Here is a 16,661-nt window from a genome sequence, read left to right as displayed (position 1 = left end):
GCGTCAGTCGTCCTGCGCCGCGAACGCCTGCGCACGCGCCGGCCAGTCGTCCGGCACGACGAAGCCGCGCGCCGTCTCGCGCCACGTGCCATCGCCGCCCTGCTCATAAATGCCGATCAAGTCGGGGGCCTGACGCGTCGCCAGCACGGACGGCAGCTCGAGTGCGGCCGCGAGCGGTTCGGGTTCGAAGCCGGCGTCGGCGGCAACACGCCGCGGCGCGAGCCAAGCAAGCCGCGGCAACACGCTCCACGCAACGCCTGCACGCTGCGCGGCCGCCCACGCCGGCCACTGCGCATGCGTCAGCCAGAAACCGCGCGGGTGATCCGGCGAGATTTCGGCGGACACCGGCGGCAACGGTGCGCCGTGCGGATAGAACAGCCAGCCCCTGATGAACATCTGCGCGTCGGACGGCGCGCCGTAGCCGAGCAGCGCAAACCCGGCGCGATCGCCGAGCCGCAACTGGTGGTCGAGCAGCCGGCTGCGCTTGCGGTCGAACCGGTCGACGAGATTGGGCCCGACGAAGTCGGCGAGCGACGCGCCGGCGCGCACCGGCGCGCACAGATAGCACTTCACCGCGAGTTCCCAGTGCAGGCGCTGCCCGCCCGGCGCATCGACGAGAAAATCGACTTCGCCGAGCGTCAGGCCGTTGCTGCGCAGCGGGAGATTGGCCGCGACGAGCCGCAGCGACGGCCCGTGCGTGAGGAAATACTCGAGCAGGCATTCGGCGTAGCGGCCGAGCCGGGTGGGCCGCAACCCGGCGAGCGCGAGGTGCAGCGGCTCGGGCGCCGCATCGAGCGCGGCGAGCCATGCTTCGACGGCCGACTGTCCGGCCGCATCCGGCCACGGATGCGCGAGCGGCGCGCCGGGTGCCGCGGTCAGCAGGCTCGGGCTCGCGAGCAGCCAGCCCAGATCGCGAACCGCGGCGTCGCGCAGCGTATCGACGAATGCGAACGCCGCGCCGGTCGTCATTGCCCGGCCGGCCCGTTCGCGTCGCTACCGTCTGCGCGACGGAACGTGTCGCGCGCGAGGCACAGGTCGGCCCACGCCTTCGACTTGTCCTGCAGGCTGCGCAACAGGTACGCCGGGTGGTAGGTGACGATCACCGGCACGCCTTCGTACGCATGCACGCGGCCGCGCAGCGACGCGATGCTGGCGTCCGTCTTCAGCAACGTCTGCGCGGCGAAGCGCCCGAGCGCGACGATCAGCTTCGGCTTCACGAGCGCTACCTGGCGCTGCAGATAAGGCTCGCAGCTTGCAACTTCGTCCGGTTCCGGATTTCGGTTGCCGGGCGGCCGGCACTTGATCACGTTCGCGATATACACGTTGTCGCCGCGCTTGAGCGCCAGCGACTGCAGCATGTTGTCGAGCAGCTTGCCGGCCTGGCCGACGAACGGCTCGCCCTGCTTGTCCTCGTTCTCGCCAGGCGCTTCGCCGATCAGCATCCAGTCCGCTTCACGGTCGCCGACGCCGAACACGGTGTTGGTCCGCTTCTCGCACAGCCGGCAGTGGGTGCAGTCGTGCACGCGCGCGGCCAGCGCATCCCAGTCGAGCATCGCAACCGGCGTTCCGGCAGGACGCGGTTCGGCTGCCGGCATGGGCTCGCCCGGCGGCGCCGCGTCGAACCACGCGAAATCGTCTTCTCCGACAGGCGGCGCGTCATCCATCGGCGGCATTGCATCGGCTGAAGCCGCCGGCGCGAGCATGCGATCGCCATCGACGACACGACGCGCCGGTGCATCCGGAGCCGGTATGCCCGATGCCGGTATGCCCGATGCCGGTACGCCCGATGTCGGTACACCCGATGTCGGTACACCCGATGTCGGTACACCCGATGTCGGCATGCCCGATGCCGGTATGCCCGATGCCGGTATGCCCGGCTCGCGAGCCGGCGAGGCCTCGGCGGCTCGCACGACCGCCGGCGGCGCATCGTCTTGCACCGGGGCACGCACCGCGCGCGCCGGCCGATCGGCCGCAACGACGGAAACGTCGTCCGCCGCCCCGGTTTGCGCGACGGCGGCCGCGTCGGCTGCCGCGCCTTCGTCCGCGCGCTGCCCGCGCCGCACCCAGATCTGCGCGAGGCCCATTTCCTCGAGCACCGCTTCAGCCCACGCCATGCGCGTCCCCCTCGTCCTTGTTCAGCGTCAGACGCATCACGATCGCGTCCTCCCGGCTGCGATGCTTCGCCGGATAGTAGTTCTTGCGCCGGCCGATCGTCACGAAGCCGAAACGCTCGTACAGATGGATCGCGCGTGGATTGGACGGCCGCACCTCGAGCAGCACGCCGTCGAGCCGCTCCGCGCGCGAAATGCGCACGGCCTCGCGCAGCAGCGCGAGACCCGCGCCCGCGCGCTGCGCGGCCGGCGCGACGCACAGGTTCAGCAGGTGCATCTCGTCGATCACGGGCATCAGCACGCAATAGCCGATCAGCGAACCCGTCACATGCCGCAGGCACACGCCCAGATAGCCGTTGCGCAACGAATCCTCGAAGTTGCCGCGGCTCCACGGGAATTCGTACGCGACCTGCTCGATCGCAACGACCTCGTCGAGATCCGCGTCCGTCATCGGCGCCAGATAGCGGTCGCTCAGCAATACCCCCGTCATCCCTTCGCTCCGCCCGTCTGCGCGGCCCGTGCCGCGATCCGCTCGGCAGTCGTCTGCGCGACCTTGTCGCGCACGTATTCGGGCGCGGCCTGATCGGCCGGCACCGTGCGTCCGGCGCGGAACGCGCGCAGCGCGGCATGCGCGACCGCCAGCGCATGCGGCAATGCTTCGCCGTCGATCACGGCCGCGCGCGCCGCGGCCGGCAACTGCGCGCCGAACGCGGCAGCCGCATTGCCCGCGAGCGTGAACGGCGCGTCGGGCACGCCGACGGCGCCCGGCGCATCGAGCGACGCCGGATGCAGCGTGCGCCAGTCGCCGGCGCTGTCGTCCCACGCGAAGTCCGCCCAGTAGGCTTCGTCCATCCGCGCGTCCAGCGCGGCAAGCACGCGGGTCGTGCCGGGCGCGCGCAGCCGCGCGTGCTCCGCGCACGCGAGCAGCGTGCCGATCGGCACGACCGGCAGCCCGCTCCCGAACGCGAGTCCCTGGGTAATGCCGGTCGCGGTACGCAGGCCGGTGAACGAGCCGGGGCCGGCGCCGAACGCGATCGCGTCGCAGTCGGCGAGCGTCAGCCCGGATTCGGCGAAAAGCTCCTGGATCGCCGGCAGCACGCGCGTGCTCGACACTGCGCCCGTCTGTTCGTGGCGGACCCAGGTTTGCGGGGTGGAAACGGCGTCATCGGCATGGGCCGAGCGCAGCAGCGCGACCGAGCAGTATTCGGTCGACGTATCGATGGCGAGGAGCACTGTTTGCGTCATGGCCGACATTGTAATGCGGCACCCCGCTCCCACGGGCGATCGGGCCCGATCTGTGCGCGCGTTCGGCGCCGACGGCGGTTTGGAAGGATCGCTCGACCCCGCGCGGCGGTCCGCTTGTTAAGATCGCCCGACCTGAAACCCTTACGGAGACACCCGATGAGCGAACTCACCGCCCAATTCGACCAGGCCCAGATCGACGTCAAGCAACTGACGGAACGCCCGGGCAACCTGACCCTGCTGCGCCTGTACGCGCTCTTCAAGCAGGCAACCGACGGCGATGCGCACGGCGACAAGCCCGGCTTCACCGACATCGTCGGCAAATACAAGTACGACGCATGGGATGCGTTGAAGGGCACGTCGCAGGATGCCGCGAAGCAGCAGTACATCGAACTCGTCGAATCGCTGAAAAACGGCACGGCTTCCTGACCGAACCACGCCGTTCGCAATAGGCAATCAAATCAGTGGCGCAGCGCAGCAAATCTCTTTATAATGCAGCCTGCGTCACCTCCGCGCTCGGCTCGCTTGCCGTTCCGGCCCGACGCCTCGTAGCGTTAAGCTCCAATCCGGTTTAGAACCTGTCCCCTCCTGCTTCGACCCTCGCGGTCGTCACTTATCAGGCTGGCGGCCCCGCTCCTGAAGCGCGCCGCACCCAAAACAGCTTCTAATGCCTCATCCGCCGACTGTTCGGCGGATTGCACCCGTTTCCCGATTTGCTCGCTGAATCCGACGACTTGGGTATGCGCGATTGGCGCCGACGTTTCACCCACTGTGTTTCAAGGATTGTTATGACTTCGAGCATCAACTCCAGCCCGCTCAACGCGATCGCCGACCAGGCGCTCGGTCTCGACGACGCCGCCGTACCGGCCGCGGTCGAACCGGCGTCGGACGAGCCGAGCTTCGCGTCGCTCGGGTTGTCGCCGGAGATCGTCTCCGCGCTGCAGGCCGCCGGCTATGTGAAGCCGACGCCGGTCCAGCAGCGCGCGATTCCGGCCGGCATCGCCGGCCGCGACCTGCTGGTGTCGAGCCCGACCGGTTCGGGCAAGACGGCCGCATTCATGCTGCCCGCGATCGAACGCTTCGCGCAGCTCCAGAAGACGCTGGCGCAGCAACCGCGCGCGCCGCGCGAACCGAACCAGGGCGACCGCCGCGTGCGCCGCCCGCAACCCGTCGCGCGCCCGGGCCTGCTCGTGCTGACGCCGACCCGCGAACTCGCGATGCAGGTCACCACGGCCGCATCGACCTACGGCAAGCACCTGAAGCGCCTGCGCACGGTCAGCATCCTCGGCGGCGTCGCCTACGGCCAGCAGCTGATGCTGCTCGCGAAGAACCCCGAAATCCTGGTCGCCACGCCGGGCCGCCTGCTCGACCACCTCGAGCGCGGCCGCATCGACCTGTCCGAACTGAAGATGCTCGTGCTCGACGAAGCCGACCGCATGCTCGACATGGGCTTCATCGACGATATCGAAACGATCGTCGCCGCGACGCCCGCGACGCGCCAGACGATGCTGTTCTCGGCCACGCTCGACGGCAAGATCGGTTCGCTGACGAGCCGCCTGCTGAAGGATCCCGAGCGCATCGAGATCCAGCAGCGCCTCGAGTCGCGCGCGAACATCGCGCAGACCGTGCACTACGTCGACGACCGCGACCACAAGGATCGCCTGCTCGATCACCTGCTGCGCGACGACGCGCTCGACCAGGCGATCATCTTCACGGCGACCAAGATCGACGCCGACCAGCTCGCCGGCCGTCTCGCCGACGCAGGCTTCGAATCGGCCGCGCTGCACGGCGACCTGCCGCAGGGCGCGCGTAACCGCACGATCCGTGCGCTGCGCGAGCGCCGCGTGCGCGTGCTGGTCGCGACCGACGTCGCGGCACGCGGCATCGACATCCCGGGCATCACGCACGTGTTCAACTACGACCTGCCGAAGTTCGCGGAAGACTACGTGCACCGTATCGGCCGTACGGGCCGTGCGGGCCGCTCGGGTATCGCGGTGAGCCTCGTGCACCACGCCGAACAGGGCGCGCTCAAGCGCATCGAGCGCTTCGTGCGCTCGCCGCTGCCGGTCAACGTGATCGAAGGTTTCGAGCCGCGCAAGTCGGCGCCCCCGCGCGGCGGCAACGGCGGCCGCGGCCGTCCGGGCGGCGGTAACGGCGGCGGCCGACGTTTCGGCGGCAAGCCGGGCGGCGGTCATGGCGGCAACGGCCGCAGCTACGGCGGCGGCAATGGCGGCGGCTGGAGCGGCAAGCCGGGCGGCAGCCGCGACGGCGGCCCGCGTCGCGACGGCCAGCGCAGCAGCGGCCCGCGCCGCGGCAATTCCGCGTCGTAAGCACGCACGGGCGGCCGCCCCACCGATGGCCGCCCCGCCAATCCAGCCGACCGGCGCATCTGCGCCGGTTTTTTTTCGTCCCGCCGCACATTTCACGATACGAAAAATTTTTTTGTGTCGTAAAAAATCATGCTGCGTGGCACAACCCAGACGATTGCGGGATGGGAAAAAGCATTTCTTATCCCGAAATCAAGAATTCAAATAATTGATTTAAAACAACTAAAAATTTACGCACTTTCTGATACAGCCGCTGTTTCGCTCCCGTCGATTTGCCTAGACTCTTATACAAGACTTCACGAAACGGAACGCGCCGCTTCCCGCTTCGAGAACAGCATCCGCACCGTCAGATTCGACCCATTAGGCAACACACCGCATCAAGGAGCTCATCATGTCGCGTCAGCAACAGGCACAGGAACTGCAAAAGCAATGGGAAACCGATCCGCGCTGGAAAGGCATCAAGCGCGGCTACTCGGCCGAGGACGTGGTCCGCCTGCGCGGCTCGATCCCGATCGAGCACACGCTGGCCAGGCGCGGCGCGGAAAAGCTGTGGGGCCTCATCAACAACGAACCGTTCGTCAACGCACTCGGCGCGCTGACCGGCAACCAGGCGATGCAGCAGGTGAAGGCCGGCCTGAAGGCCATCTACCTGTCCGGCTGGCAAGTGGCCGGCGACGCGAACGTCGCGGGCGAAATGTACCCGGACCAGTCGCTGTACCCGGCGAACTCGGTGCCGCTCGTCGTGAAGCGCATCAACAACACGCTGACGCGCGCCGACCAGATCCAGTGGTCGGAAGGCAAGAACCCGGGCGACGAAGGCTATGTCGACTTCTTCGCGCCGATCGTGGCCGACGCGGAAGCCGGTTTCGGCGGCGTGCTGAACGCGTTCGAACTGATGAAGGCGATGATCGAGGCAGGCGCATCGGGCGTTCACTTCGAAGACCAGCTCGCTTCGGTGAAGAAGTGCGGCCACATGGGCGGCAAGGTGCTCGTGCCGACGCGCGAAGCCGTCGCGAAGCTGTCGGCTGCGCGTCTCGCGGCCGACGTGATGGGCACGCCGACCGTGCTGGTCGCACGTACCGACGCGGAAGCGGCCGACCTGATCACGTCCGACGTCGACGACAACGACAAGCCGTTCCTGACGGGCGAGCGCACGGTGGAAGGTTTCTTCCGCACGAAGCCGGGCCTCGAGCAGGCGATCTCGCGCGGCCTCGCGTACGCGCCGCATGCCGACCTGATCTGGTGCGAAACCGGCAAGCCGGATCTCGAGTACGCGAAGAAGTTCGCGGAAGCGATCCACAAGCAGTTCCCGGGCAAGCTGCTGTCGTACAACTGCTCGCCGTCGTTCAACTGGAAGAAGAACCTCGACGACGCGACGATCGCGAAATTCCAGAAGGAACTCGGCGCGATGGGCTACAAGTTCCAGTTCATCACGCTGGCCGGCTTCCATGCGCTGAACTACTCGATGTTCAACCTCGCGCACGGCTATGCCCGCACGCAGATGAGCGCGTTCGTCGAACTGCAGCAGGCCGAGTTCGCGGCAGCCGACAAGGGTTTCACGGCCGTCAAGCACCAGCGTGAAGTCGGCACCGGCTACTTCGACGCGGTGACGCAGACGGTCGAACGCGAAGCATCGACGACCGCGCTGCACGGCTCGACCGAAGACGAACAGTTCTTCGACGGCAAGAAGGTCGCGTAACGCGCGCAGGCGGCGCGGCATCGGCAACAGAACAAAAATCAGGGAGGAGACGGCAGGCGCGCGATGCAGATCGCGCGACCGGCCGCGCGGCCCGCGGGCCGCCAGCAACGACGCGCACCGGCTTGGTCCGGCGCGCCCTTTTTCTACGGTGCCGGTCCTGCTGCCGCCCGCGCGGCCACAACCGGCACCGCGCTACCGATAGACGATCACCGGAATTTTCGTATGGGTCAGCACACGCTGCGTCTCGCTGCCGATCAGCAGGCTGCCGAGCCCGCGGCGTCCGTGAGACGCCATGAAGATCACGTCGCAGCCGCCGCGTTCGGCCGCCTCGATGATGCCGAGATACGGCGACGGATGCACGCTGGTCCACGTGTCGCAGACGACGCCGGCCGCCTTCGCGGCCGATTCGACCTCGTCGAGGTGCGCGCGCGCCTCGCGCTCGCTGCGCGCCCGGAAATCGGCGGGCGGCTCGATGATCACTTCGGAAAACGGCGAGTATGGATACTGCGGCAGGCACGCGTAGGCCGTCACGCGCGCGCCGACCGCGCGCGCCAGGTCGATCGCGCCGTCGATCGCCTTTTGCGACAGTTCGGAACCGTCGGTTGGAACGAGGATGTGCCGGAACATCGCGCCCTCCTTCGTCAATCGCACTCCGCGCGCCGCGATCCCGTTCGGGCCGACCGCGATGCGTCGCGCGTGCCTCCTACGATTGTAGTGTGCGAAACCGCGCAACCGGCACCGGCAGCGGGTTCGCCCTCATATCGGAAACGCGCGGGCACGCGCGGCCTACTCGCCCCAATAACCGGGCCGCTCGTACGTGTGCTTCAGGTAATCGAGAAACAGGCGCACGCGCAGCGGCAGGTGGCGGCGCTGCGGAAACACCGCGTGGATGCCGATCGGCGGCGCGGCGAACGCGTCGAGCACGCTGACGAGCCGGCCGGCCGCGATGTCGTCGCCGACCTCCCACCACGAGCGCCATGCCAGGCCGTGTCCGGCGAGACACCACTCGTGCAGCACCGCGCCGTCCGAGCATTCCATCGTGCCGTTCACGCGGATCGACACGACCTTGTCGTCCACCTGGAACGCCCAGCCGCGCTGCTGGTTCGCGTTCGCCGCGAGCGCGAGGCAGTTGTGCCGCGCCAGTTCCGCGAGCGTGGCGGGCGTGCCGCGCCGCGCGAGATACGCGGGCGACGCAACGCACACGCGGCGATTCTCGCCGAGCTTCAGCGACACCAGCGACGAGTCCGGCAGTTCGCCGAGCCGCACCGCGCAATCGAACCCTTCGTTGACGAGGTCGACCATCCGGTCGGACAGGTCGAGCGTGACCGACACGTCCGGATGCCCGCTGCTGAACTCGGGCACGAGCGGCGCGACGTGCCGCCGGCCGAAGCCGGCCGGCGCGGAAATGCGCAGGTGGCCGCTCGCCTTGACGCCACCGGCGGACACGCTCGCCTCCGCGTTCTGCATGTCGTTGATGATCCGCTGGCAATCCTCGAGGAATGCCGACCCCTCGAACGTCAGCGTGAGCTTGCGCGTCGTGCGCACCAGCAGCTTGACGCCGAGCCGCTCCTCGAGCGCGTCGAGGCGGCGGCCGATGATCGCCGGCGCGACGCCTTCCGCGTGCGCAGCCGCCGACAAGCTGCCCTTCGCCGCGACCGCGGCGAACGTTTCGATCTGTTTGAACCGGTCCATGACTCGCGGGGACGGCACCGCCGCCCTTCAAATAGCTTAAGCCGCTCAAGATTATGTATATGAAAGTAAAAGATCAAGTGATGATTAGCGTCTTTTTTAGCACCTGCGATCACGAATAGAATCGACCCGACCTCTGAAACCGGAGCGCAAGGCTATGTCGGCCACAACGACACTCTCCTCTCCCGACGCAATCCTCTTCGACGCATTCGGCACGTTGTTCGACGTGCATGCGGTCGTGGCCGCGGCAGAGCAGATGTTTCCCGGTCACGGGGAACGGTTGTCGCAGCTGTGGCGACGCAAGCAAATCGAATACTCGCAGCTGCGCACGCTCGCCGATCCGGCCGGCGCCCGCTATCGCCCGTTCCGGGACATCACGCTCGATGCGCTGCGGTTCGCCGCGCGCGCGCTCGGCCTCGCGCTGAACAGCGCGGCCGAGAAGCGGCTGATGGACGAATACGCGTGCCTGTCCACCTATCCCGATACGGTGCCCGCGCTGCGCAAGCTGCGCGCGCTCGAGCCGCGCCCGCCGCTCGCGATCCTGTCGAACGGCAACCCGCAGATGCTCGACATCGCGATCAAGAGCGCCGGCATGTCCGGGCTGTTCGATCGCGTGCTGTCGGCCGACACCGTGCGCGCGTACAAGCCGAGTCCGGCCGTCTACGCGCTCGGCACCGCCGCGTTCGGGCCGAACCCGCGCGGCATCGTGTTCGTGTCGTCGAACGCATGGGACGTCGCCGGTGCCGCGTGGTTCGGCTACACGACGTTCTGGCTCAACCGCACAGGCGCGCCCGCCGAGGAACTCGGCGCACCGCCCGACGGCACGGGCACCGGCATGGCCGACCTGCTCGCATTCCTCGCCACCCCGGCCCCATCCGGCAGACACGCAAACCGCACGCGCCCCGGCCCGGGTGCATGACGCTCGCAGCTGCCGCCTTCCCCTTTCACCGAAACCGCAACTGACCGACCAAGGAGATGAGACTCATGAGCACCCCGATCACGCTGCCGCAAGGCATGACGATCACCGGCGAAATCAAGCCGGGTTACGAAGCGATCCTGACGCCCGACGCGCTCGCACTCGTCGCAGCGCTGCACCGCGCGTTCGAACCGCGCCGCCAGGCGCTGCTGCAGGCGCGCGCCGAGCGCACGAAACGCCTCGACGCGGGCGAGCGCCCGGACTTCCTGGCCGATACCAGGGCGATCCGCGAGGGCGACTGGAAGGTCACGCCGCTGCCGGCCGACCTGCAATGCCGCCGCGTCGAGATCACGGGCCCCGTCGAGCGCAAGATGATCATCAACGCGCTGAACTCGGGCGCCGATTCGTACATGACGGACTTCGAGGATTCGAACGCGCCGAGCTGGACGAACCAGATCGACGGCCAGATCAACCTGAAGGACGCGATCCGCCGCACGATCTCGCTCGAGCAGAACGGCAAGTCGTACCAGCTCAACGACAAGGTCGCGACGCTGATCGTGCGTCCGCGCGGCTGGCATCTCGACGAGAAGCACGTGACGGTCGACGGCCAGCGCGTGTCCGGCGGCATCTTCGATTTCGCGCTGTTCCTGTTCCACAACGCGAAGGAGCTGATCGCGCGCGGCTCGGGCCCGTACTTCTACCTGCCGAAGATGGAAAGCCATCTCGAGGCGCGCCTGTGGAACGACATCTTCGTCGCCGCGCAGGAACAGGTCGGCATCCCGCGCGGCACGATCCGCGCGACCGTGCTGATCGAGACGATCCTCGCCGCGTTCGAGATGGACGAGATCCTGTACGAACTGCGCGAGCACAGCTCGGGCCTGAACGCCGGCCGCTGGGACTACATCTTCTCGGCGATCAAGAAGTTCAAGAACGACCGCGATTTCTGTCTCGCCGACCGTTCGAAGATCACGATGACGGTGCCGTTCATGCGCGCGTACGCGCTGCTGCTGCTGAAGACCTGCCACAAGCGCAACGCGCCGGCGATCGGCGGGATGAGCGCGCTGATCCCGATCAAGAACGATCCGGAAGCGAACGACAAGGCGATGGGCGGCGTGCGCTCGGACAAGCAGCGCGACGCGACCGACGGCTACGACGGCGGCTGGGTTGCGCACCCGGGCCTCGTGCCGATCGCGATGGAAGAGTTCGTCAAGGTGCTCGGCGACCAGCCGAACCAGATCGCGAAGCAGCGCGACGACGTGCAAATCGAAGGCAAGAACCTGCTCGACTTCCAGCCTGAAGCGCCGATCACCGAAGCCGGCCTGCGCAACAACATCAACGTCGGCATCCACTACCTCGGCGCGTGGCTCGACGGCAACGGCTGCGTGCCGATCCACAACCTGATGGAAGATGCGGCCACCGCCGAGATTTCCCGCTCGCAGGTGTGGCAGTGGATCCGCTCGCCGAAGGGCGTGCTCGACGACGGCCGCAAGGTCACGGCCGACCTCGTGCGCGAATACGCAAAGGTCGAACTCGACAACGTGAAGCGTTCGGTCGGCGGCAACACGCAGCCGTACGAGCGCGCCGCGGCGATCTTCGAGCAGATGTCGACGTCGGAAGGCTTCACCGAATTCCTGACGCTGCCGCTGTACGAGGAAATCTGACGAAGCAGTTCGCTGCGATCGGCGGCCGGCCACGTGCCGTCGCCGGCCCGCACGCGACGACCGCACGAAAAAAGCGCCCCGCGGGGCGCTTTCCTTTTGCGGCGAAACCGACTGCCGCGCGGACGCTCAGGCGACCTCTCGCTCGCGCCGGTGCTGGACCCAGTCTCCCGACGCGATGCGCGGACGCCCGGCTGCCGCATGCGCGGCGACCGGGTAATACAGGCATGCGTACTGCCGGCCGCCGAGCTCGACGGTCACCTCTTCCGGCTTGAACAGCGTGTCGACGCCCGGATAAACGCGCTCGATCTCGTCGAGCACGGGAACGAGCCGTTCATCGACCTCGTAGACGTCGCCCCAGACCAGCGACTTGGCCGCAGACCCGGCGACCATCCCCGGATACGTACCGAAATCGTACAGCTCGCCCGGCAGCGCGGCCGCGCCAAGCAGCGTCGGCGTGGCGATCCCGTGTCGTGCGGCCGCATGGCCGATGTCGTTGGTCTCTCCGGCTCTCAGGGTGCCGTAGACGAATACGTAGCGCATCGTGGTTCTCCTCTTCGATTCGTATGTTGCCGTGTTCGCGCGCGATTCGTGCGAAATTGCGCACCCATCGATAGACCACCGGATCGGCCCGATGGTTCTGACCGGCAAGCGCGCGGGGCCCCGGGCAGTCGCGCCGACTTCGCCCGCTCCCATACAAAGTTCATTTGACCCGGGCATGATCGCCCCAAAAACCGCCGCATGCGCTCGCGCGGCGCCTTCTAAAATAACGGCATCGCCGCCGCGCCGCCCGAACCGTCCATGAATCCTCCCGTCCAAGCCGACGCATCGAACCCATACGACGTCATCGACATCCCGCCCGAATTCGCGCCGACCGCCGTCCATCCGATGCGCGTGCGCGCGCGGCAGGTCGACGCCGGCCACCGCATCCCGCTGCACACGCATGCGTGGGCGCAGCTCGCGTACGCATCGCGCGGCGTGCTGCGCGTCGCGACGACCGGCACGACGTGGATGGTGCCGCCGTCCCGCGCGATCTGGGTGCCGCCGCGTGTGACGCATGAAGTCGTGATCGTCGAGGAAGCGTATTTGCGCACGCTGTATATCGACGAATCGATCGTGCCGGACGGGCTCGACGCGTGCCGCGTCGTCGAAGTGACGGGATTGCTGCGCGAACTGATCGTCGCACTCGATGCGCGCGAGCTGAGCACCGCGCGCGAGCGCCTGCTGTGCGGGCTCGTGCTCGACGAGCTGAGCCATGCCGAGCCGTTGCCGCTTGCGGTGCCGATGCCTGATGAGAAACGGCTGCGCATGCTGTGCGAATCGGTACTCGCGCAACCGGCGCATGCGGAATCGCTCGAACACTGGGCGAGCGAGGTCGGCGCGAGCACGCGCACGATTTCGCGGCTCTTCAAGCAGGAACTGGGCGTGAGCTTTTCGCAGTGGCGCCAGCAGGCGCTGCTGGCGCGGGCGATCCCGCTGCTGAATCAGGGGCGCCCGCTGTCGCATATCGCGCGCGAGCTCGGCTACCAGAGCCAGAGCGCGTTCTCGGCGATGTTCCGCCGTGCATTCGGCGAAAGCCCGCGCGCGTTCATGCTGCGCGGCTACGAGCACCGCGGCGCGGAAGGCCGCATTGCGGACGACGAATCGCCGGACGACGACGCGATCGACGCCGTCCGCTGAGCGCTGCGCTCCGGATCGTCAGATCTTCAGACCGGCCGCACCATGTGGCGGATCGAGCCGAGTTGCGCGAGCCGCGGGCCGGCTACCCGATAGCCCATGCGCAGGTAGAGACGCGCGGCGGGATTGTCGACGAACACGCGCAACTGCAATTCGTGCAGCCCGCGCGCACGTGCCCAGCGGTGCGCCATGTCGAGCATGTAGGTGCCGGCGCCCTGCCCGCGATGGCCGGCCGCGATCTGGACGTCGCGGATATGCAGCGAATCGCCTTCCTCGGTCACGCGCAGCACGCCGATGCGCTCGCCGTCGGCCTCGAGGATGAAGTTCTCGGATTCGCGCCAGCTCGCATAGAACAGGTCGCTGCGCCACACGAGCCCATGGCGCTTGTAGTAGCCGCCCATGTTGCCGTGCGTCAGCGCTTCGGCAAACGGGAAATCGCCGGGCTCCGCTGGCCGGAGCTGATACAGGAGTCGCAGGTCGGTTGGATCGAGCATCGCGCAGGGGTCAAGAACGCATCCCGCCACGATAGCGCAGTCGCGTGCGGATGCAATCGCGAATTTCTCGTAGCGGTGCGGCGCCTGATTTGCAAGCGCAGCCCTTCGAGTCCCGCCGGAAGCCGCGCAGGCGGCTTCCTCCGCTCCGCTGTCACGCGCCCGAGAACGGGCGCAACAACCGGACGCACAAACGAAAATGCCCGCACAAGGCGGGCACTTTCGTTTGTTTGGCGGAGCGGACGGGACTCGAACCCGCGACCCCCGGCGTGACAGGCCGGTATTCTAACCGACTGAACTACCGCTCCAGTCTTGCTGCTTGCCTGGCAGGCGTCGGTTGCTTCCTGCCGGCGCGTCGTTTGTTCGAACGACGCCGAAATCTGGCGTCCCCTAGGGGATTCGAACCCCTGTACTCACCGTGAAAGGGTGATGTCCTAGGCCTCTAGACGAAGGGGACAACGTACTGCTTACATCCTTAATGCAAAAGCCCGTTCAAAAACGTTCTTTGAACGGGCTTCGTTCTGGCGGAGCGGACGGGGCTCGAACCCGCGACCCCCGGCGTGACAGGCCGGTATTCTAACCAACTGAACTACCGCTCCAGCTTCCTTCACCCCACTTGCAGGACATCGTTCATGTTCCTGCAAGCGTTGCGGCACTTCTACGAAACGCCGCTGAATCTGGCGTCCCCTAGGGGATTCGAACCCCTGTACTCACCGTGAAAGGGTGATGTCCTAGGCCTCTAGACGAAGGGGACAACGTACTGCTTACATCCTTAATACAAAAGCCCGCTCAAAAACGTCTTGAACGGGCTTCGTTCTGGCGGAGCGGACGGGACTCGAACCCGCGACCCCCGGCGTGACAGGCCGGTATTCTAACCGACTGAACTACCGCTCCAGCTTTCTTACCCAACCCGCAGGACGTCGGTTACGTTCCTGCAAGCCTCGCGACACTTCTACGAAACGCCGCTGAATCTGGCGTCCCCTAGGGGATTCGAACCCCTGTACTCACCGTGAAAGGGTGATGTCCTAGGCCTCTAGACGAAGGGGACAAAATCTTTTCAGATCTGTCTGACTTTCGCTATTCACTTCCCATCAACAGCGAAGGCCGGAATTCTAACTGCTTTAGATCATTCTGTGAAGCATTTATTACTACAACTACTGCTTCGCAAATCAATCCAATTTGTTCTGTTGGTGGAGGTAAGCGGGATCGAACCGCTGACCTCTTGCATGCCATGCAAGCGCTCTCCCAGCTGAGCTATACCCCCTTGCAGAACAGAAATGAGATTATATGGACCGACTTTGAACTTGTAAATACCCTTTTTGCGATTCGAGCGAAATTTTTTGCGAAGCTGCCGCGATCTCACGCGCAGACAGCTTCGCTCACGCACGAACCTCAGGCCAGCGCGGCCTCGATGCGCGACACCACGACGTCGCGACCGAACAGCACCAGCACCGCATCGATCGACGGCGTGTGCGTCGTACCGGCCACCAGCAGGCGCACCGGCATCGCGAGTTGCGGCATCTTCAGCTTGTGCGTGCCGAGCGTCGCCTTCAGCGCAGCGGACACCGCTTCCTTCGTCCAGTCGGCCGCCTTCAGCGCGACAACGAGATCGGCCAGTGCCGGCCGCACCGCATCGGTCACGTGCTGCGCGAGCGCGTCGGCTTCCGGTGCCGGCACGCGGTAGAACATCGCGGCGCCTTCCGCGATCTCCTTGACCGTCGTCGCGCGATCCTTCATCAGGCCGACCACGGCGTCGAGCGCCGGGCCCGTCGCGAGCGCCGCGTCGTCGATGCCGAGCGCGTCGAGGAACGGCTTCGCGAGCGCGGCGAGGCGCGCGTTGTCGGCTTCCTTGATGTAATGCGCGTTCAGCCAGCTCAGCTTGCTGTGGTCGTACTGCGCGGGCGACTTGCCGAGATGCTCGAGATCGAACCATTCGACGAACTGCTCGCGCGAGAAGATCTCCGCGTCGCCGTGCGACCAGCCGAGGCGCGCGAGATAGTTGACGACCGCTTCAGGCAGGAAGCCCGCATCGCGATACGCCATCACGCTCATCGCGCCATGCCGCTTGCTCATCTTCTCGCCCTGCTCGTTCAGCACGGTCGGCAGGTGCGCATAGACGGGCGCCTCGCCGCCGAGCGCATTCAGGATGTTGATCTGGCGCGGCGTGTTGTTCACGTGGTCGTCGCCACGGATCACGTGCGTGATGCCCATGTCCATGTCGTCCACCACCACGCAGAAGTTGTAGATCGGCGTGCCGTCCGGGCGCGCGATCACGAGGTCGTCGAGTTCCTCGTTCGAGATCTCGACGCGCCCCTTCACGGCATCGTCCCACACGACCGTGCCGGTCAACGGATTGCGGAAGCGCAGCACGGGCTTCACGCCGGCCGGCGGCTCGGGCAGCACCTTGCCGGGCTCCGGGCGCCACGTGCCGTCGTAGCGCGGCTTCAGGCCGGCCTCGCGCTGGCGTTCGCGCAGCGCGTCGAGTTCCTCGGCCGACATGTAGCACGGGTACGCGAGGCCCTTCTCGAGCATCTGCGCGAGCACCTCGCGATAGCGGTCCATCCGCTGCATCTGGTAGATCGGGCCTTCATCGAAATCCAGACCGAGCCACTGCATCCCTTCGAGGATCGCATCGACCGCTTCCTGCGACGAGCGCTCGACGTCGGTATCCTCGATGCGCAGCACGAACGTGCCCTTCATCTTGCGGGCGAACGCCCACGGATAGAGTGCGGAGCGGATGTTGCCGAGGTGGATGAAGCCGGTGGGACTCGGCGCGAAGCGGGTACGGACAGGACGGGTCATAAACGGTAACTCGAACGCCTGGGGCGCATGAATGATTCGACGCGGGATC

15 protein-coding genes and 7 tRNA genes are annotated in these 16,661 nt (G+C 66.8%); 6 read left to right on the top strand and 16 right to left on the bottom strand.

Features of this window, described 5'->3' with window-relative positions:
• Nucleotides 1–3 precede the first annotated feature (3 nt).
• The 4 genes from KVT39_RS14295 to tsaB are packed head-to-tail and all read right to left on the bottom strand — an operon-like array spanning nt 4 to nt 3,365.
• Nucleotides 4–969, bottom strand: a complete 966-nt coding sequence (locus tag KVT39_RS14295; protein WP_034184724.1) for a DUF1853 family protein — start codon at nt 967–969, stop codon at nt 4–6.
• Nucleotides 966–2,114, bottom strand: coding sequence for a uracil-DNA glycosylase (locus KVT39_RS14290; protein ID WP_217589396.1), 1,149 nt, complete (start codon nt 2,112–2,114; stop codon nt 966–968). Before KVT39_RS14290 ends, KVT39_RS14295 begins: the two co-directional genes overlap by 4 nt.
• A complete protein-coding gene (gene rimI / locus KVT39_RS14285; RefSeq protein ID WP_034184722.1) occupies nt 2,101–2,601 on the bottom strand; it encodes a ribosomal protein S18-alanine N-acetyltransferase in 501 nt (166 codons plus the stop codon). The genes KVT39_RS14290 and rimI overlap by 14 nt, the downstream gene beginning before the upstream one ends.
• Nucleotides 2,598–3,365 carry a tRNA (adenosine(37)-N6)-threonylcarbamoyltransferase complex dimerization subunit type 1 TsaB gene (gene tsaB, locus KVT39_RS14280; RefSeq protein ID WP_105390449.1) on the bottom strand — a complete coding sequence of 256 codons (768 nt, stop codon included), beginning with the start codon at nt 3,363–3,365 and terminating at the stop codon, nt 2,598–2,600. The genes rimI and tsaB overlap by 4 nt, the downstream gene beginning before the upstream one ends.
• Before the next feature lie 147 nt (nt 3,366–3,512).
• Here tsaB and KVT39_RS14275 point away from each other — a divergent pair, with 147 nt between their 5' ends.
• From KVT39_RS14275 to aceA, 3 genes are all read left to right on the top strand, one after another.
• On the top strand, nt 3,513–3,782 hold the full coding sequence (locus KVT39_RS14275) for an acyl-CoA-binding protein (protein ID WP_011352486.1): 270 nt from the start codon (nt 3,513–3,515) through the stop codon (nt 3,780–3,782).
• Nucleotides 3,783–4,141: 359 nt separating this feature from the next.
• On the top strand, nt 4,142–5,683 hold the full coding sequence (locus KVT39_RS14270) for a DEAD/DEAH box helicase (RefSeq protein ID WP_034184720.1): 1,542 nt from the start codon (nt 4,142–4,144) through the stop codon (nt 5,681–5,683).
• Nucleotides 5,684–6,071: 388 nt separating this feature from the next.
• Nucleotides 6,072–7,379, top strand: a complete 1,308-nt coding sequence (gene aceA / locus KVT39_RS14265; RefSeq protein ID WP_034184719.1) for an isocitrate lyase — start codon at nt 6,072–6,074, stop codon at nt 7,377–7,379.
• 192 nt (nt 7,380–7,571) lie between these two features.
• On the opposite strand, the gene KVT39_RS14260 is transcribed toward aceA, so the two are convergent.
• Nucleotides 7,572–8,006, bottom strand: a complete 435-nt coding sequence (locus KVT39_RS14260) for a universal stress protein (RefSeq protein ID WP_152863932.1) — start codon at nt 8,004–8,006, stop codon at nt 7,572–7,574.
• 159 nt (nt 8,007–8,165) lie between these two features.
• The gene (locus KVT39_RS14255) at nt 8,166–9,071 is read right to left on the bottom strand and encodes a LysR family transcriptional regulator (RefSeq protein WP_217589395.1); all 906 of its coding nucleotides are present in this window, start codon (nt 9,069–9,071) and stop codon (nt 8,166–8,168) included.
• 154 nt (nt 9,072–9,225) lie between these two features.
• Between KVT39_RS14255 and KVT39_RS14250 the strand changes: the two genes are divergently transcribed.
• Both KVT39_RS14250 and aceB read left to right on the top strand, forming a co-directional pair.
• Nucleotides 9,226–9,987, top strand: a complete 762-nt coding sequence (locus tag KVT39_RS14250; RefSeq protein WP_105390445.1) for a haloacid dehalogenase type II — start codon at nt 9,226–9,228, stop codon at nt 9,985–9,987.
• A 65-nt stretch (nt 9,988–10,052) separates the two neighbouring features.
• On the top strand, nt 10,053–11,645 hold the full coding sequence (aceB, locus tag KVT39_RS14245) for a malate synthase A (RefSeq protein WP_217589394.1): 1,593 nt from the start codon (nt 10,053–10,055) through the stop codon (nt 11,643–11,645).
• 126 nt (nt 11,646–11,771) lie between these two features.
• Here aceB and KVT39_RS14240 read toward each other — a convergent pair whose 3' ends face one another.
• Nucleotides 11,772–12,185 (bottom strand): gamma-glutamylcyclotransferase family protein, encoded by a 414-nt coding sequence (locus KVT39_RS14240; RefSeq protein ID WP_217589393.1) that lies wholly within the window; start codon nt 12,183–12,185, stop codon nt 11,772–11,774.
• Between the two features lie 258 nt (nt 12,186–12,443).
• Here KVT39_RS14240 and KVT39_RS14235 point away from each other — a divergent pair, with 258 nt between their 5' ends.
• A complete protein-coding gene (locus KVT39_RS14235) occupies nt 12,444–13,322 on the top strand; it encodes a helix-turn-helix domain-containing protein (RefSeq protein ID WP_034184715.1) in 879 nt (292 codons plus the stop codon).
• Nucleotides 13,323–13,348: 26 nt separating this feature from the next.
• Here the strand turns inward: KVT39_RS14235 and KVT39_RS14230 are convergent, their stop codons facing one another.
• The 9 genes from KVT39_RS14230 to gltX all read right to left on the bottom strand — a co-directional run bounded on the left by KVT39_RS14230 (nt 13,349) and on the right by gltX (nt 16,612).
• Nucleotides 13,349–13,813, bottom strand: coding sequence for a GNAT family N-acetyltransferase (locus KVT39_RS14230; RefSeq protein ID WP_034184714.1), 465 nt, complete (start codon nt 13,811–13,813; stop codon nt 13,349–13,351).
• A 228-nt stretch (nt 13,814–14,041) separates the two neighbouring features.
• Nucleotides 14,042–14,118: transfer RNA gene (locus tag KVT39_RS14225), tRNA-Asp, on the bottom strand.
• A 73-nt stretch (nt 14,119–14,191) separates the two neighbouring features.
• A tRNA-Glu gene (locus KVT39_RS14220) sits at nt 14,192–14,267 on the bottom strand.
• Nucleotides 14,268–14,332: 65 nt separating this feature from the next.
• Nucleotides 14,333–14,409: transfer RNA gene (locus KVT39_RS14215), tRNA-Asp, on the bottom strand.
• A 79-nt stretch (nt 14,410–14,488) separates the two neighbouring features.
• Nucleotides 14,489–14,564: transfer RNA gene (locus tag KVT39_RS14210), tRNA-Glu, on the bottom strand.
• Between the two features lie 63 nt (nt 14,565–14,627).
• A tRNA-Asp gene (locus KVT39_RS14205) sits at nt 14,628–14,704 on the bottom strand.
• Between the two features lie 78 nt (nt 14,705–14,782).
• Nucleotides 14,783–14,858 (bottom strand) — tRNA-Glu (locus tag KVT39_RS14200).
• Between the two features lie 140 nt (nt 14,859–14,998).
• Nucleotides 14,999–15,074, bottom strand: a tRNA-Ala gene (locus KVT39_RS14195).
• 128 nt (nt 15,075–15,202) lie between these two features.
• Nucleotides 15,203–16,612 carry a glutamate--tRNA ligase gene (gene gltX / locus KVT39_RS14190; protein ID WP_034184713.1) on the bottom strand — a complete coding sequence of 470 codons (1,410 nt, stop codon included), beginning with the start codon at nt 16,610–16,612 and terminating at the stop codon, nt 15,203–15,205.
• Nucleotides 16,613–16,661: the final 49 nt, after the last annotated feature.

Source organism: Burkholderia sp. GbtcB21, from assembly GCF_019091065.1.
Taxonomy (GTDB): Bacteria; Pseudomonadota; Gammaproteobacteria; order Burkholderiales; family Burkholderiaceae; genus Burkholderia; species Burkholderia pyrrocinia_C.
Note: the sequence above shows the minus strand (reverse complement) of the source record. Positions and strands in the feature narration are given on the sequence as shown.

Coding starts and splice junctions, on each gene's coding strand:
- KVT39_RS14295 (WP_034184724.1), bottom strand. CDS start 969: ATGACGACCGGCGCGGCGTTCGCATTCGTCGATACGCTGCGCGACGCC.
- KVT39_RS14290 (WP_217589396.1), bottom strand. CDS start 2,114: ATGGCGTGGGCTGAAGCGGTGCTCGAGGAAATGGGCCTCGCGCAGATC.
- rimI (WP_034184722.1), bottom strand. CDS start 2,601: ATGACGGGGGTATTGCTGAGCGACCGCTATCTGGCGCCGATGACGGAC.
- tsaB (WP_105390449.1), bottom strand. CDS start 3,365: ATGTCGGCCATGACGCAAACAGTGCTCCTCGCCATCGATACGTCGACC.
- KVT39_RS14275 (WP_011352486.1), top strand. CDS start 3,513: ATGAGCGAACTCACCGCCCAATTCGACCAGGCCCAGATCGACGTCAAG.
- KVT39_RS14270 (WP_034184720.1), top strand. CDS start 4,142: ATGACTTCGAGCATCAACTCCAGCCCGCTCAACGCGATCGCCGACCAG.
- aceA (WP_034184719.1), top strand. CDS start 6,072: ATGTCGCGTCAGCAACAGGCACAGGAACTGCAAAAGCAATGGGAAACC.
- KVT39_RS14260 (WP_152863932.1), bottom strand. CDS start 8,006: ATGTTCCGGCACATCCTCGTTCCAACCGACGGTTCCGAACTGTCGCAA.
- KVT39_RS14255 (WP_217589395.1), bottom strand. CDS start 9,071: ATGGACCGGTTCAAACAGATCGAAACGTTCGCCGCGGTCGCGGCGAAG.
- KVT39_RS14250 (WP_105390445.1), top strand. CDS start 9,226: ATGTCGGCCACAACGACACTCTCCTCTCCCGACGCAATCCTCTTCGAC.
- aceB (WP_217589394.1), top strand. CDS start 10,053: ATGAGCACCCCGATCACGCTGCCGCAAGGCATGACGATCACCGGCGAA.
- KVT39_RS14240 (WP_217589393.1), bottom strand. CDS start 12,185: ATGCGCTACGTATTCGTCTACGGCACCCTGAGAGCCGGAGAGACCAAC.
- KVT39_RS14235 (WP_034184715.1), top strand. CDS start 12,444: ATGAATCCTCCCGTCCAAGCCGACGCATCGAACCCATACGACGTCATC.
- KVT39_RS14230 (WP_034184714.1), bottom strand. CDS start 13,813: ATGCTCGATCCAACCGACCTGCGACTCCTGTATCAGCTCCGGCCAGCG.
- gltX (WP_034184713.1), bottom strand. CDS start 16,612: ATGACCCGTCCTGTCCGTACCCGCTTCGCGCCGAGTCCCACCGGCTTC.